This window comes from uncultured Anaerococcus sp. (assembly GCF_963510915.1).
Lineage (GTDB): Bacteria > Bacillota > Clostridia > Tissierellales > Peptoniphilaceae > Anaerococcus.
Genome location: NZ_CAUPHG010000003.1, coordinates 21,351 through 36,547, shown reverse-complemented (window position 1 = coordinate 36,547; position 15,197 = coordinate 21,351). Strand labels below are relative to the sequence as shown.

The following is a 15,197-nucleotide window of genomic DNA, read 5'->3' as shown; positions in this document are numbered from 1 at the left end:
TCCTATATGAGTTCCTGGTTGGGTTTTTATTTTAAATTTATCGAAATTCATTTTTTTATTTTCCATATTTACTCCTAATTCAAAAATTTAAAGTTCTACAAATAGAAAAAAGCATATTACTATGCTTTCTGTCTTAATTATATGATATTTACATTAAATTTCCATTAAAATAATTTTAAGTAATGGTTGGTATAAGTTTTCTTATCAGAAATCTATTTTCATATCCCCGTCTTTGATTAAGTTTTTCTCCCTCATTATCTTATAGATTATAAGAGATAAAACCGCTGGCAAAATAATTTGTATAAGTACTAGCTTTATTACAAGACTTGTAAAATTTTCTCCTGCCATTGACTGAAAAGTCCCAATTTGACCAACCAAACCACTTGTTCCCATTCCTGCGCCTAGGGGAATATTTGTCATCTTAAAGACCATGGTTGAAACTGGTCCGAGAATAGCTGATGCAAGAGTTGGTGGAAGCCAAATCCAAGGGTTTTTGATAGTATTTGGCACTTGAAACATAGATGTACCTAGCCCCTGGGCAAAAAGTCCCTCAATCCCATTGTCCCTATAGGAAATAACAGCAAAACCAACCATCTGACAACAACAGCCAACAGTCGCAGCCCCTGCTGCAAGACCCGATAGGGATAACATCATGCAGATAGCTGCCGAAGATATGGGTAGGGTGAGGGCTACACCAATTGATACAGAAATAATTATTCCCATGAAAAATGGTTGCATCTCAGTTGCCCTTACTATAAAATCACCAAGCATTGTCATAAAACTTGCTACATAAGGTCCTACCGCATCTCCCAATACCACTCCAGCTAGGATTGTGACAAGAGGAGTTACTATTATATCAAGTTTTGTTGATTTTGACACAAGTTTACCAAATTCAACAGCTATTATACTTGCCACATAAACTCCAACTGGACCGCCAAGCTCATAGGCGCCAAGGCCAACAATAGTATTGGCAAAGAAAACTAATTTTGGCGCATCAAGGCTATAGGCAATGGCAGTTGCAATCGCAGCTCCTGCGCCAGAACTTGCCAAAGGCCAAATTCTTTCCGTAAAATAGGATATTTCAAAAACCTTTCCCACAGAATTAATTATGGTTCCTATTAGTAGGGAAGCAAACAAACCAAAGGCCATAGCTCCCAAGGCATCAATAAAATAAACCCTAGGATCCAGACTAATTCCTTTTTTCTTTAAAAATTCTTTCATAATTTCCTCTCATAAAATCAATAATCTATTTTATGATACCACAAAACAAACTATCTGTATATACACCGGGAAATTATTCCAATAAATATTTTTTCTCTCTTAATATATTTAAAGCCTTCTCCATATCATCAAGATTTTTGGCAACAAGGCTATGATAATGTACACCATCGGTTAGCCTTAGAAGGGGTGCATCATTTTCAAGATTTTTTAAAAATATCCTTACTCCATTTCTTGAAGAAATATCAAGATTTTTCCTAATAGTACCATAGACCTTGTGAACTATAAAAATATCCTTAATGGTGATGTTTCTATCAACTAAGATATTTAGCTCATCGCCTATGGCACTTTTGTCATGCTTGACCTTTACAACCATCTCGCAGACTTGCTTATCTTTTATCTTATAGCCCCTATTAGTTGATATAATTTCTACTCCTTCTGCCTTTAGGATACCAATATCTTTGACTATTACCTGTCTTGATAAGCCAAATCTTTCTGCCAAGTCCTTTCCAGAAATAGGTTCTTTTGCCTCTTGTAAAATTTTTATAATTTCTATTCTTCTTTCACGTAAATCCATATAAATACTTTACTCCAAAAAATAAACTTGACTTTTTTTAGGTATGCGTGTAAACTAAACTAAAGACAAAGAAGAGAAGAGTAACTAAGGAAAAAGATTAAAGAGAATCCCAGTTGGTGTGAAGGGATATCGATGACTTTAGCGAATAAAGACTTGGAGTCTTCTCGGGGATTTGATCCGAGGACGAGTTTTGCACGTTATAGCAAAGGAGTATGATTGTACTTTCTAAGGTGTATTTTGTGAAAAATACATGAATTAAGGTGGTAACGCGATTTTCGCCCTTATTATCCAGCGATGGATGATAAGGGCTTTTTTTGAATCTACAATCAAATAAATTTTAGAAAGGAATATTATGAAAAGACTTGTTAATTTCTTACTTGCACTTATTCTTTTATTTCCAATTGGAAAGACCTATGCAAGTGAAGACGTACTAAGAGTTGGTATGGAAGTAAACTACGCTCCTTACAACTTCTCAGAGACAGATGATTCAAACGGAGGCGTGCCTGTTGCCAATTCACCAGGCGAATATGCTAACGGCTACGATGTGAGATTTGCAAAAAATATTGCAGATAAGCTTGGCAAAAAACTTGAAATTTATAAAATTGAATGGGACGGACTTATCCCTGCCCTAACTAGTGGCAAGATTGATGCCATCCTTGCAGGTATGAGTCCAACTGATGAAAGGCGCCAGCAAATCGACTTTTCCCTTCCTTACTATAGGGCAAAAATGGTTGTGGTTGTACCAAAAAATTCAAAATATATAAATGCCAAATCAATTAACGATTTTAAGGGAGCAAAGATAACAGGCCAGCTTGGTACCTTCCACGCCAACATGGTAGACCAGATGGAAGGCGTAGATAAACAAGAACCTATGGATTCTTTCCCAACTATGATTGCAGCTACCAATGCCGGTACACTTGACGGTTATATTTCTGAAGAAGCAGGAGCTGAGTCAGCTATTTCTTCAAATCCAAACCTCACCTATATAAAATTTGATGATGAGCATAACTTCAAGACTTCTGATTCTGATACAACCATTGCAGTAGGTCTTGTAAAAGGCTCTCCAATGACAGAAGAAATTAATAACTATCTAAAAGAACTTGATATAGATAAGGTTCAAGATGAAATAATGACCGAGATGGTAGCTATAACTACCAAGGATGAAGCTCCAAAAACTTTTATCACAGAAGTTAAAGAAATTTGGGGAAAGTACTCATCTCTCTTCCTAAAAGGTGTTGTAAATACCTTATTTATAGCAATTTTATCAACCATTTTAGGTTTTATAATTGGACTTTTAGTAGCAATCATTAGAAGAATTGATGTTAATAAGAGAACAAATCCTATCGGATATTACTTCCACAAGCTTGTAAACATCTTACTTTCAGTTTATGTAGAAGTTTTCAGGGGTACACCAATGATGGTTCAATCCGTAATCATTTTTTATGGGTTGAAACAATATTTCGATATCGACCTTTCAACCATGTTTGCAGCGATTTTAATCGTATCAATAAACACAGGTGCCTACCTTTCAGAAGTAGTTCGTGGTGGTATCAATGCGGTTGATAGTGGACAATTTGAGGCATGTAAAGCTATTGGTCTAACCAACTGGCAAGCCATGACTGGTATTATCCTCCCACAAACTATTAGAACCATCCTTCCTTCCCTAGGAAATGAGTTCGTGATTAATATCAAGGATACATCAGTTCTTAACGTAATCTCTGTTACAGAATTATTCTTCATGTCTAAGTCTGTTGCAGGATCAACCTACCAATATTTCCCAACCTACCTAATCACAGCAGTAATCTACCTAGTCCTAACCTTTACTATTACTAGATTATTACTACTACTAGAAAGAAGATTTAGCGATAGGGACTTTATCTTAGAATCATCAACAGGAGCAATAAATGTCAATACTCAAAGTAAATAATTTAGAAAAAAAATTTGGAGACAACCTCGTTCTCAAAGATATAAATATGGAAGTTGAAAAGGGCGAAGTGGTTACAATTATAGGCTCATCAGGGTCTGGTAAGTCAACACTTCTTCGCTGCTTAAACCTCCTTGAAGAGCCTACCAGTGGCCAAATAATCTATGAAGGAGAAAATATCCTAGACCATTCCTTTGATAGGAGAAAATACAGGTCCAAGGTTGGTATGGTTTTTCAAAACTTTAACCTCTTTGCCAACAAAAACATCCTAGAAAATTGTATGGTTGGTCAGGTTAAGGTCCTTAACAAATCGAAGGAAAAATCCAAGGCAACAGCCCTTAAATACCTTGAATCTGTAGGTATGGCCCAATATATAAACGCCAAACCAAGCCAGATTTCTGGTGGTCAACAACAAAGAGTTGCCATAGCTAGAGCCCTTTGTATGAATCCAGATGTCCTCCTCTTTGACGAACCAACTTCCGCTCTTGACCCAGAGACAGTTGGTGAAGTTCTCGAGGTAATGACCCACCTTGCCAAATCTGGTATGACCATGGTTGTTGTAACCCACGAGATGGATTTTGCTAGGGATGTCTCTGATAGGGTACTTTTCATGGATAAGGGTATAATCTTAGAAATCGGTACTGCTAAAGATATGTTTGAAAACCCTACACATGAAAGGACACAAGAATTCTTGAAGAGATTCTTAAATAACTAATGATTATTAATAAAAATTTCAAAAAAATATGGTCTCTAAAAAGAGCCAGGAAAAAAAATATAATATCAAAAACAAAAGTAGATAAGCGAGGAAATTTCCCTGCTTATCTACTTTTTGCTAAAATTTTCAACCTTACTTATAAAACTGGGAGGTTTTATGAATAACACCCTTATTCTCATGATATTAAATCTTATTGGCAAGCTCTTTTCATTTTTTAGAGAAATGGTATTTTCATATTTTTATGGAACAGGTGCCATAACAGATGCCTTTAACACATCAACAACTGCTGCAACCTTGATTTTCTCAGTTATAACCTATGCCCTATCAAAAACCTACATCCCGACCTTCTCAAAAATAAGCAAGGAAAGAGGACCCCAAGAAGGCAATGCCTTTACCAATAAACTCCTTAACTTTTCCCTATTTTTATGTACGACAATAATGATTTTAGGGCTAGTCTTTGCACCTTTCATTGTAAAAATGTTTGCCATTGGCTATGACGGAGAAAAATTAAAAATCGCATCACTTTTTATGAGAGCTGTTATATTAACTATGTATCCAAATATTTATGCAGCTATCTTCTCGTCATATTTGCAAATCAAGGGAGATTTCATAACGCCAGCCCTACCCCTCCTTATCCTAAATATAATTTTGGGAATAACAGTAGCAATTTCCAAAGGAAATATTTACATCATGGCAGGCGGAATATTCCTAGCGTATTTTATCCAATTTGCAGTTTTTCCACATAAAATTCGCCAGGCTGGTTTTAAGAGAATTAGGGGCAAAGTTGAAATAGATGATGATATTAAAACTTTAATTAGGCTATCCATACCCACAATATTTTCCATGGCAGCTGTCTATATATCAACCATAGTTGACCAATCCTTTGCATCAATCGTTGCTAATGACGGTGGTGTTTCAGTAATAAACTATTCCCTTAAAATATTAAGGATAGTGTCATCAACCTTCATAGTGCCATTTCAAATTACAGCCTACCCCCTAATTGGAAAACTTACTGCAGAAAAAAACTTTGCAGAAGTTAAAAATGTAACTTCAAAAACCCTGGTTAAAATAATGATTTTATTTGTACCTTCCCTAGTTGGGCTTATGGTCCTATCAAGACCAATCATATCCTTTGTTTACATGAGGGGAGCATTTGGCTATGAAGATATGATAAGGACAGCTGATGTGCTATTTTATTACACCATCTACCTAATAGGTCCAGCTGTTGCCGATCTTTTATACCTGTCATTCTTCTCGGTACAAAATACAAAAATTCCAACCATAATCTCCTTTATCCAACTCTGTGTTAATGTGTTTTTAGATTATGCTCTAAGCGGAAAATACGGTCTAGTAGGTCTTGCCCTAGCCACAACAATAAGTCAGTTTGTCCTAGTAGGTCTTGCTATACTTATGTATAGAAAATATTTTGGCAAACTCAATAAGACTTATATCTTTAAAAACTTAGGAAAAATTACTATAGGCGGCATAGCTCTAGGATTTATTGTAAAATACACCTATAATTTAAAACCATCAAACCTAGGCCTCCTAATAACCATCCTAGTAGGATCTATAGTCTACCTTGCAATAATCTTCATCCTAAAAGTAGACGGTCTTGATGAAATAAAAGAAAAATTTACAAAGAAAATTAAAAAGTTTTAATAATTAATAGTATAAAAAAGAATCCCGAAATTGCTTATAATTTTGGGATTCTTTTTAATAGAGGGTATTTATTATAAAGTTTCGATGCAAGCAACAAATTTTTTTGTTATATTTTGTGGCCTTGTTATAGCACCACCAACAACTACTGTTAAAGCGCCTAGTTCTAATACTCTTTTGGCTTTCGCTGGTGTATCAATATTTCCTTCAGCTATTACTGGATGATTACATTTATCTATTATTTCCCTAAGAATTTTAAAATCATCGGCATCAATTTTATCATTTTGGGATTGTTTTGTATAACCAACTAAGGTTGTGCCAATATAATCAAATCCCAATTTGTCAGCTAACAAAGCTTCATCAAGTGTAGAACAGTCTGCCATAAGTTTTATATCTGGATATTTAGATCTTATTTCCTTATAAAAATCTTCAAGCCCCTTATTCTTAGGTCTTTTCGAATTAGTACCATCGGTTGCTATTATTTCAACACCTTCTTTTACTAATTCGTCTACCTCATCCATAGTTGGTGTTATATATACACTGCTATCTTCATAATCTTTTTTGATTATGCCAATTATAGGCAAATCTACATTTTTCTTTATTTCTCTTATATCATCTACAGTATTTGCTCTAATTCCAACAGCTCCTCCCATTTTTGCTGCGAGAGCCATCCTGCCCATTATAAAAGATGAATGGAGGGGTTCATCATCAAGGGCCTGACAGGAAACAATTAGACCCTTACTAAGTTTTTCATTAATTTCCATCGTCTTTCTCCTTTACTACCTGAAGCATTTCATTTACAGATTTCATATATACATCACCTGATGTCAGTCTCTTATCATAAAGCTTTTTGAAAAGAATATCTAACATGACCATAGCCGGAAACTGAGGAGATATTATATTGGCATATTCTAAATTTTGCTTATGAGCTAATAGCATTACAAAATCAAAGTCATTTGACCAATTGCTTTGATCATTTGATACAAAAAGCACAGTTTTTAATCCAAGCTTGGAAGCTTTCCTAAGTCCTTCAATAACTTCTATAGATTTACCAGAATAAGATATTCCAATAACCATACCTCCCCTGCTAAGCCTAACTGAATTTAATAAAAGCATATGGGTATCTGTTACAGCTTCTGCATCGAATCCTAACCTTATAAGTCTTGTAGCAAATTCATCCGCAAGATTACCTGAGGATCCTACTCCGTAAACATAAATTCTTTTTGAATATAGGATAGCATCAACAAGCCTATCATAATCTTCATAAGAGTATAAGTTGTAGGATTTTAAAAGAATCTCCCTATAGGTATCAAAAATAGGACTAGCCGTTTCTCTTTTCTTGGCAAAACTCATCTTTCTCGAAATTTTGAACCTATATACAAACTCCCTATAGCCAGTTAATCCTAGTTTTTTTGCAAAACGTGTTAGGGCCGCTTCTGATGTATATAGTTTTTTTGAAACAGCCTTTGATGTTAGGTCAACATCTTCTGTATCCAGGAAATAATCAGCAATAATTTTTTCTACTTCAGTTAATTCTTCATATTTTGATTCAATTAATGGCAAGATTGATTCATAATTTTCATTCATTTTATATTTTGCTTATAAATAGCATAAGCTCCATAAAGTCCAGATTTATTTCCAAGCTCAGTTGCTTTTATCCTTGTAGCTGCAAAAATATTCTCTGGAACATAGGCCCTAACTTTTTCTATAATTGGGTCTAAAAATTTTTCTTTTTGTTCGCTTATACCACCACCAATTAATATAAGTTCAGGGTTTACTATTAGCATTATATTAGCAATACCTCGTGCAAGAAACCTTGTCATATCGTCTACAAGTTTAATAGCATCCTCATCCCCATCATCAATTGCATTAAAGATTATCTTGCCATTTTTAAAGTTTTTATCTGGATAAAACTTTTGTGAATTCTTAACTAGGGCGCTAGTTGAAGCTAGAGCTTCGAATTTATCAGTTTCGAAAGGCATATAACCAATTTCTCCAGCATGGCCACTTGCACCCCTGTGAATTTTACCATCTAGGATAAGGGCCCCGCCGATACCTGTTCCAACAGTTAGAACAAAAGCTGAATTAAATCCCTTGCCCGCTCCATAGGTTAATTCCCCCATGGCTGCTGCCTTTACGTCATTTTCAACAACAGCAGGTATACCGAGTTCGTCTTTAATTTCTTTTTTCCAGTCGAACCCTTTGTAGTTTTTAAAAGTTGGACCATGACCAGCTATGATACCTGTTTTGTAATCAACCATACCAGCTGTCGAAATTGCTATCCCATCAATATCATAATCATTTTTTAGTTCATCTACTAGGCTAAAAACATCGTTCCTTATGTCAGGAGCATTAGTTCCAGCCTTCGAAGGAAAATTTGCAAGAGTTTTTTCAAAATCTTCTCTCTTTAGCATGGACTTAATTTCTGTTCCGCCTATGTCTAAGCATAAAATCGCCATTAATATTTCTCTCTAAGCTTATCGATTACGTGGATATTTTTCATATCGTATTTGTTGGCTAGGTCAACTAGTCCTCTGGCAAGATTCTTTTGGTCTTCTCCATAGAAGTTTATAAATGGTTTCCTAGCATAGCCAGCATTTATTCCAGCTTCTCTAAGAACGGCTTTGATTCCTGCTACCATATTTCCACCATCAACTAGGTAGGAAATTATCCTTACTGCATTTTTTTGTAAAGCGTAAGCCTTAGCTACTTCATTATTTTTGATTGACCCATCTATTTTTAAAAATAAATCTGGAATTAAATTGTAGAAAGAACCAACTATGCCATCTACGCCTACTAGGAGGTTAGAGCTTGCTAGTTCATCTGCCCCGCCATACACCATGAAATCATCGCCAACTGCTTCTTTGATAAGTGGAATTTGGTATATATCTGTGTTGGTATATTTAACACCTTTTATGTTTTCTATTTGAGATAATTCTTTAATCATTTCAGCACTCATCATTCCAGCAAGAGGCACATTGTAAATTATCATTGGTATATTAACTGCTTCTGCTATATCCTTGTAATAATTAAAAATTTGTTTACTGTTGAAATGCCAATAAAAAGGTGGGACAGATGAAATCGCTGTAGCTCCTGCTTCTTTTGCTTGTTTTGCAAGTTCAATTGTCCTTTTTGTTCCAATATTTCCTACATGAACAACAACTGGTATTTTATCTCCTGCTACTTCCATAACAGCTTTTACAGTTTCCATTCTTTCCTCAGATTTCATTAAGAATCCTTCCCCTGTAGAACCTGTTAGGTAAAGGCCATGGATATCAAATCCTAGCAAGAATTTAGTAAATTCTTTGGTAGCTTCAATGTCTAGGTTTTCGTTGATATCAAATATTGAAAGTGAAGCAGGAATAACTCCCTTAAAGTCTTTTATTGTAAATTTACTCATTTTATCTCCTTAATTATTTTATTTGCCTGTATATAAATGGCAAGCTACTTCGTGGTCATCATCTATTAAAACTCTTTTTGGAACCTCGCTCTTACATATTTCCATACACTTACTACACCTATTGTGGAATGGACAGCCTGATGGCTTATTTATTGGGCTAGGTACGTCTCCTTCTAGCACAATTCTCTTTGAATCAGCACCCACTTTTGGGATTGGCACAGCTGACAATAGAGCCTGGGTGTAAGGATGAGCTGGATTTCTATTCAGCTTTTCACTTGATGATATTTCCATGATATTACCTAAGTACATTACTACTATCCTATCAGAAATATATTCTACAACTGATAGGTCATGGGCTATGAATATATAGGTTAAATCTAGTTCTTTTTGGATACCTTGGAGTAGGTTAATTACCTGAGCTTGAATTGATACGTCTAGGGCTGATACTGGTTCATCTAGGATAACAACCTCTGGTGATACACAAAGAGCTCTGGCTATACATAATCTCTGCCTTTGACCACCAGAAAATTCGTGTGGATAACGGTACATATAATCGGGTCTTAGGTTTACCCTTTTTAACCTATCTTCAATTACCATATCTATATCTTGCTTTTCTGTAACACCATGGGCTACTAGAGGTGCCCTAAATGAATCGTAGATTTTTTTCATTGGATTTAGGGCTGAATATGGATCTTGGAATACCATCTGAACTTCTTTTCTAAATTCAAATAATTCTTTCTTGTCAAACTTTGTCACATCTGTCATCTTGCCATGGAGATTGTATAAAACTTCACCACCAGTAGGATTTTCAAGTCTCATAATTGACTTGCCTAGGGTAGTTTTACCACATCCAGATTCTCCTACCACGCCAACAGTCTCACCACGTCTTACCTTAAAGGATACCCCATCAACCGCCTTCACAGCACCAGTTTGTTTTTTGAGAAATGTACCTTCATAGATTGGAAAATGTGTTTCTAGATTTTTGACATCAAAAACAAGTTCATCCTTGATTTCATTTCTGACTAGAATATCATCAGATATTTCTCTTGTTTTCTCATTTGCTTTCATCTATAACCTCCTTTTCTATATCTAATAAAAGGCATCTGCAGGTATGACTAGATTCCACCCTATAAAGAGGGATATCTCTATTTAGGCATTCTTCTGTGGCAAAGGCACATCTATTAGCAAATTCACATCCCTTTACATAATTAGCAGGATCTGGAGTCTCTCCTGGTAAGGTTGAAAGTTTCTTATCCCTATCCATACCTGGGACTGGCACAGACTTTAACAAGAGTTTAGTGTATGGATGAGTTGGATTATTAAAGACATCAGTGACATTACCATACTCTATTACCCTGCCCATATACATTACTGCCACCTGGTCAGCGACCTCTGCTACAAGCCCCATATTATGTGTAATAAGAATTACAGACTTTCCTTCCTTGTCTCTTAAATCTTTCATCAAATCCATAATCTGAGCTTGTATGGTAACGTCAAGAGCTGTTGTTGGCTCATCGGCTATAAGCAAGTTTGGGTTATTAACCATAGCTATAGCGATCATGGCTCTCTGCTTCATACCGCCAGAAAACTGGTGAGGGTAATTATCAAATCTTGATTCCGGCTCAGGAATGCCAAGTTTTCTCAGCATCTCTATGCCAATTTCCCTAGCTTCTTTTTTGGAAATCTTCCTATGCTCTAGAATATTTTCCAAAATCTGATCACCAACAGTATAAACTGGATTAAGGGATTGCATTGGGTCTTGGAAAATCATTCCAATTTCCTTACCTCTAATGCTCCTCATCTTTTTACCGTATGGTTTTTCCTTCAAGATGTCTACTGTAGTCCCATCTTCCTTATTAAATTCAGATGTGCCTGAGCTAATCCTTGCAGTCTTAGGTAAAAGTTTTACCATAGAATTTACAGTTACGGATTTTCCGCAGCCAGATTCTCCAACTATTGACAAAATCTGTCCTTTTTTCACATCTAGACTTACGTTTTTTACTATTTTATTATATTTCTTACCTACCTTAAATTCTGTAGATAGGTTTCTTAATTTAATTATATTTTCCATAAGTCACCTAGTTTCTTGGATCAAGAGCATCTCTTAGACCATCACCTAAAAAGTTTATGCTCATTACAAATAGAGAAATAAAGAGTCCTGGTATAACCCATTGCCACTTATACATTTGGATAACTGTTATGGATTTAGCTGCATTAATAATTGTGCCCCAAGTTGGTACATTGGTTGGTACACCAAGACCAAGGAAGGATAAACCTGTTTCTTGGAGGATAAAATATGCAATGTTAATTGTTGTCGCTACTATAATTGGACTTAGGGTGTTTGGTAAAATATCCCTAAACATAATAGCAAAGTCAGAGATACCAAAAGCTTTATTTACTTCTACATAAGTTTCTTCTCTAAGTCTTAAAACTTCATTTCTTACTATTCTAAAAACTGTCATCCATCCAATTAGCGTAAAGACCAGAATCATATTTGAAACTGATGGACCAAGGATAGTTACAAGAACCATAACAAGAATAATCATCGGGAATGATTGTAAAATTTCAGATATCCTTATAAGGATTACGTCAATCGCTCTTCCAAAATATCCAGCTATCAGACCAAAAATCGTTCCTATTATTGAAGTAGTTATGGCTGATGTAATGCCAATTAAGATTGATATCCTACCTCCATAAAGGAGTCTTGAATATAGGTCTCGCCCAGTCGAGTCTGTCCCAAATATATGGTCTCCTCCTGGAGCTTGGTTTAATTTTGCCATGTCTATCTTATTTGGGTCAAATGTGGCTAGGATTGGGGCAAAAACCGCTGATAAAATCATAAGTAGAACGATAATTAAACCCACTATGGCTAATTTATTGGATAAGAATTTTTGTAGAGATCTTTTTGCCAAAGATGATTTTTTTTCTTTTCTAATTTCTGTCATAATTTCACCTACAATCTAATTCTTGGGTCAAGTATTGCACTTAATACATCAACCATAAAAGAAATAATCAACATAACTGTAGCTATAAGTAGGGTTGTTACCATTATTATAGGGTAATCTCCACTAGTTACAGCACCCATTAGGGTTGAGCCTATGCCTGGCCAATTGAAAACAGATTCTATTACTACTGAACCTCCGATTAAGCCTGGAATCCTTAACATAATTGTAACAAGGATTGGCCCCATAGAATTTCTAAAGGCGTGTTTAAGGTAAACTTTCCATTCAGGTATTCCCTTGCTTCTTGCAGTTTTTATATATTCTTGGTTCATAACACCTAGCATAGAGTTCCTTGTGTATCTTAAAACTGTAGCTATCATCGCAATAGATAAAGCTAAAGCAGGAAGAACCAAATTCTTTGCCTTATCCCAAAAACTTGTCATACCGTAAACATTTCTACCGCCAACAGGAAACCAACCTAGTGATAGGGCAAATACTGATATCAAAACAATACCGAATAAGAATTCTGGAATTGACTGCCCAATTACACCTATAACCCTAGCTATATAGTCTATTGGTCCATTTTGGTTGACAGCTGATAAAATACCTAAAAGTATTCCTAAAACAGATGAAATTAGTAAAGCTGCTAGAGCAAGTTCAACTGTGGCTGGTAGTTTTTGTGCTAGTATATCTTTAATTGGTTGTCCATTAATTATTGAATATCCAAAATCGCCCTTCACAACCTGCCCTATCCATCTACCGTATTGGATGAAGATTGGATCATCTAATCCATACTTCGCCCTAAGCTCTGCTATTATAGCAGGATCTCTGGCGGTTCCTGGAGGTAAAAGATAGTTTATAGGGTCTATCGGCATAGCCTGTAGGGCAACAAATATCAAAAAAGAAATTACTATAAGCATCGGTATCATCTGAATTAATTTCTTTATTATGTATTTAAATATATTGCCATTGCTTTTCATATATTTTCTCCTTTTGATAAGGTATTATTAATACCTTGCCTTTATTTTTTAAAATTTAAGGGGCAACAGTTGTCGCCCCTAATTAAATAACTATTTAAGCTCCCAATTTTCAAATCCGATATCTGCTGCAAACCATGGATTTGTAAACTTAGCTCCGTTAGTATTTACATTATCAGTATTTACTAGTATTTCATTTTTAAGCATGAAGATTACTTCTTTTGATAAGTCCTCTTCTTCGATAGCTTGGAGTTGTTTTAGTATCTCAGCTCTCTTAGCTTTGTCTGTTTCTTGTAAAAGATTATTGTAAAGACCTTCGTATTTTTTACCAACTTCTTCACCAAATACTCTTACGAGGTTATTGTTAGCTGGAACATATTCTCCATACCATTCTTCATAACCAAAGGCTGATAGACCTTTTAGAGCTATATCATAGTTTCTTAGTTCCATTAATTCTTGGGTAGCATCGCCAGCAAACTTTTGTACGTTTACTTGGATACCAACATCTTGTAAGTTTTGAGCTATAGAGTTATATAGGTCAACTGATGATTGGTCAGCCATGTAATACCTAAATTCTAGTGGCGCATCTGCTGTGTAACCAATTTCTTTTAGGATTTCTTTTGCTTTTTCAGGATTGTAAGCATATTTTTCAGCTTTTTCATTTTTGTTATCAGCATCTTTTGCTGGAACACCAAATGTAGATACTTCTGCAAGACCAGGGAAGAGATTCTTTGTTAGATTTTCCCTATCAATTGCATAGTAGATAGCTTGTCTGAACTTAGGATTTTGGATCCACTCGCTTGCTGGTCTTTGGTCATTACCTGTTTGATTAAATACTAGATAGTAATAGAATAGTGTATCAACTGTTTGACCTTCCCAGTTATCTTTTTCAGAAACTGCTTTGATTTCTGTTGGAACTTTAGAATTAAATACATCTGCTTGGTCGCCTAATACTGAGTTAAGCTTAGCATCAGATGGTACAATATTTACTACTACAGATTGGATTTTTGGTGCTTGACCTTCATAATTTTCGTTTGGTTCAAGGGCTAGGTAAGAGTCTGTAACAACTTCTTTGACCTTATACATACCATCTGTAATTGGTTTTTTCCAAAAGTCAGCTGTGTGGTATTCTGTCATATCAACTCCATCAAAGCCTGCCTTTGGAAGTATAGCAAATTGTGAAAGAATTGGAATCATGTTTCCAACTGACTTATCCATTTCCATAGTAAGTTTGTTTCCATCTACCTTTAGACCTACAACTTCATCTGCCTTGCCATCTTTGTAGTCTCCTGCTCCCTTGATAGAAGAGAAGGCACTCTTATAAATTGAGTTGACCTTAGCTCCCTTTAAAGCTCCTTCTATAGAGAACTTAACATCTGCTGCTGTTAGATCAGAACCATCTGACCATTTTAAACCATCTTTGATATTAAATTCATAACTCATTCCATCATCAGCCATTGTATAAGAATCTAGAAGATCTTCTTTAAATTCTGTAAGCTCTGGATTTGCCTTAAATAAAGACCTAAAGGTAATAACCTTATATATGTCTCCACGGTTCCACCAAGGTGTATCAAAATTTGTTCCTTCGCCTTGTTTATCAAACAACATCCTTAGTGATTTTTCACCATTATCGCTCTTAGCTGTTTCTTCTACCTTTGTTTCTTTCTTAGCGTCTGCATCCTTATTCTCAGGTGCCTTTGCTCCTCCACCACAAGATGTTAGTAGCATGATTGCTGACAATGCTAGACCTAAAACATAATTCTTTTTCATTTTCCCTCCTAATTAGAA

Annotated in this window: 14 protein-coding genes and 1 other annotated feature; of the genes, 3 read left to right on the top strand and 11 right to left on the bottom strand. The window is 35.4% G+C overall.

From position 1 onward, the window contains the following. Nucleotides 1–204: 204 nt before the first annotated feature. Both RQ893_RS00810 and RQ893_RS00805 read right to left on the bottom strand, forming a co-directional pair. On the bottom strand, nt 205–1,221 hold the full coding sequence (locus RQ893_RS00810) for a PTS sugar transporter subunit IIC (protein WP_311481161.1): 1,017 nt from the start codon (nt 1,219–1,221) through the stop codon (nt 205–207). Between the two features lie 73 nt (nt 1,222–1,294). After that, a complete protein-coding gene (locus tag RQ893_RS00805) occupies nt 1,295–1,795 on the bottom strand; it encodes a transcription repressor NadR (RefSeq protein ID WP_311481160.1) in 501 nt (166 codons plus the stop codon). A gap of 59 nt (nt 1,796–1,854) precedes the next feature. After that, nucleotides 1,855–2,081, top strand: a binding site (T-box leader). A 66-nt stretch (nt 2,082–2,147) separates the two neighbouring features. Here RQ893_RS00805 and RQ893_RS00800 point away from each other — a divergent pair. The 3 genes from RQ893_RS00800 (at nt 2,148) to murJ (ending at nt 6,093) form a co-directional block, all read left to right on the top strand. Next, entirely contained in the window at nt 2,148–3,722 is a 1,575-nt protein-coding gene (locus RQ893_RS00800; RefSeq protein ID WP_311481159.1) for an ABC transporter substrate-binding protein/permease, read from the top strand. Beyond that, nucleotides 3,700–4,434, top strand: coding sequence for an amino acid ABC transporter ATP-binding protein (locus RQ893_RS00795; RefSeq protein ID WP_311481158.1), 735 nt, complete (start codon nt 3,700–3,702; stop codon nt 4,432–4,434). The genes RQ893_RS00800 and RQ893_RS00795 overlap by 23 nt, the downstream gene beginning before the upstream one ends. Nucleotides 4,435–4,590: 156 nt before the next feature. After that, entirely contained in the window at nt 4,591–6,093 is a 1,503-nt protein-coding gene (gene murJ, locus RQ893_RS00790; protein ID WP_311481157.1) for a murein biosynthesis integral membrane protein MurJ, read from the top strand. 71 nt (nt 6,094–6,164) lie between these two features. On the opposite strand, the gene RQ893_RS00785 is transcribed toward murJ, so the two are convergent. The 9 genes from RQ893_RS00785 to RQ893_RS00745 form a co-directional block, all read right to left on the bottom strand. Continuing rightward, complete coding sequence (locus RQ893_RS00785; protein ID WP_311481156.1) at nt 6,165–6,854, bottom strand: N-acetylmannosamine-6-phosphate 2-epimerase; 690 nt, start codon at nt 6,852–6,854, stop codon at nt 6,165–6,167. Beyond that, a complete protein-coding gene (locus RQ893_RS00780) occupies nt 6,844–7,677 on the bottom strand; it encodes a MurR/RpiR family transcriptional regulator (RefSeq protein WP_311481155.1) in 834 nt (277 codons plus the stop codon). Before RQ893_RS00780 ends, RQ893_RS00785 begins: the two co-directional genes overlap by 11 nt. Then, nucleotides 7,674–8,549 carry an ROK family protein gene (locus tag RQ893_RS00775; protein ID WP_311481154.1) on the bottom strand — a complete coding sequence of 292 codons (876 nt, stop codon included), beginning with the start codon at nt 8,547–8,549 and terminating at the stop codon, nt 7,674–7,676. Before RQ893_RS00775 ends, RQ893_RS00780 begins: the two co-directional genes overlap by 4 nt. Further along, the gene (locus RQ893_RS00770; RefSeq protein WP_311481153.1) at nt 8,549–9,490 is read right to left on the bottom strand and encodes a dihydrodipicolinate synthase family protein; all 942 of its coding nucleotides are present in this window, start codon (nt 9,488–9,490) and stop codon (nt 8,549–8,551) included. The genes RQ893_RS00775 and RQ893_RS00770 overlap by 1 nt, the downstream gene beginning before the upstream one ends. A gap of 18 nt (nt 9,491–9,508) precedes the next feature. Further along, on the bottom strand, nt 9,509–10,501 hold the full coding sequence (locus RQ893_RS00765) for an ABC transporter ATP-binding protein (protein WP_399523274.1): 993 nt from the start codon (nt 10,499–10,501) through the stop codon (nt 9,509–9,511). A 43-nt stretch (nt 10,502–10,544) separates the two neighbouring features. Next, nucleotides 10,545–11,561 carry an ABC transporter ATP-binding protein gene (locus RQ893_RS00760; protein WP_311481151.1) on the bottom strand — a complete coding sequence of 339 codons (1,017 nt, stop codon included), beginning with the start codon at nt 11,559–11,561 and terminating at the stop codon, nt 10,545–10,547. Nucleotides 11,562–11,568: 7 nt separating this feature from the next. Continuing rightward, nucleotides 11,569–12,435, bottom strand: a complete 867-nt coding sequence (locus RQ893_RS00755) for an ABC transporter permease (RefSeq protein WP_311481150.1) — start codon at nt 12,433–12,435, stop codon at nt 11,569–11,571. Nucleotides 12,436–12,443: 8 nt separating this feature from the next. Then, nucleotides 12,444–13,412 carry an ABC transporter permease gene (locus tag RQ893_RS00750; protein WP_311481149.1) on the bottom strand — a complete coding sequence of 323 codons (969 nt, stop codon included), beginning with the start codon at nt 13,410–13,412 and terminating at the stop codon, nt 12,444–12,446. 90 nt (nt 13,413–13,502) lie between these two features. Next, a complete protein-coding gene (locus RQ893_RS00745; RefSeq protein ID WP_311481148.1) occupies nt 13,503–15,179 on the bottom strand; it encodes an ABC transporter substrate-binding protein in 1,677 nt (558 codons plus the stop codon). Nucleotides 15,180–15,197: the final 18 nt, after the last annotated feature.

Bases quoted from the DNA above. Each gene is read 5' to 3' on its own strand.
- RQ893_RS00810 (WP_311481161.1), bottom strand. From the start codon at position 1,221: ATGAAAGAATTTTTAAAGAAAAAAGGAATTAGTCTGGATCCTAGGGTT.
- RQ893_RS00805 (WP_311481160.1), bottom strand. From the start codon at position 1,795: ATGGATTTACGTGAAAGAAGAATAGAAATTATAAAAATTTTACAAGAG.
- RQ893_RS00800 (WP_311481159.1), top strand. From the start codon at position 2,148: ATGAAAAGACTTGTTAATTTCTTACTTGCACTTATTCTTTTATTTCCA.
- RQ893_RS00795 (WP_311481158.1), top strand. From the start codon at position 3,700: ATGTCAATACTCAAAGTAAATAATTTAGAAAAAAAATTTGGAGACAAC.
- murJ (WP_311481157.1), top strand. From the start codon at position 4,591: ATGAATAACACCCTTATTCTCATGATATTAAATCTTATTGGCAAGCTC.
- RQ893_RS00785 (WP_311481156.1), bottom strand. From the start codon at position 6,854: ATGGAAATTAATGAAAAACTTAGTAAGGGTCTAATTGTTTCCTGTCAG.
- RQ893_RS00780 (WP_311481155.1), bottom strand. From the start codon at position 7,677: ATGAATGAAAATTATGAATCAATCTTGCCATTAATTGAATCAAAATAT.
- RQ893_RS00775 (WP_311481154.1), bottom strand. From the start codon at position 8,549: ATGGCGATTTTATGCTTAGACATAGGCGGAACAGAAATTAAGTCCATG.
- RQ893_RS00770 (WP_311481153.1), bottom strand. From the start codon at position 9,490: ATGAGTAAATTTACAATAAAAGACTTTAAGGGAGTTATTCCTGCTTCA.
- RQ893_RS00760 (WP_311481151.1), bottom strand. From the start codon at position 11,561: ATGGAAAATATAATTAAATTAAGAAACCTATCTACAGAATTTAAGGTA.
- RQ893_RS00755 (WP_311481150.1), bottom strand. From the start codon at position 12,435: ATGACAGAAATTAGAAAAGAAAAAAAATCATCTTTGGCAAAAAGATCT.
- RQ893_RS00750 (WP_311481149.1), bottom strand. From the start codon at position 13,412: ATGAAAAGCAATGGCAATATATTTAAATACATAATAAAGAAATTAATT.
- RQ893_RS00745 (WP_311481148.1), bottom strand. From the start codon at position 15,179: ATGAAAAAGAATTATGTTTTAGGTCTAGCATTGTCAGCAATCATGCTA.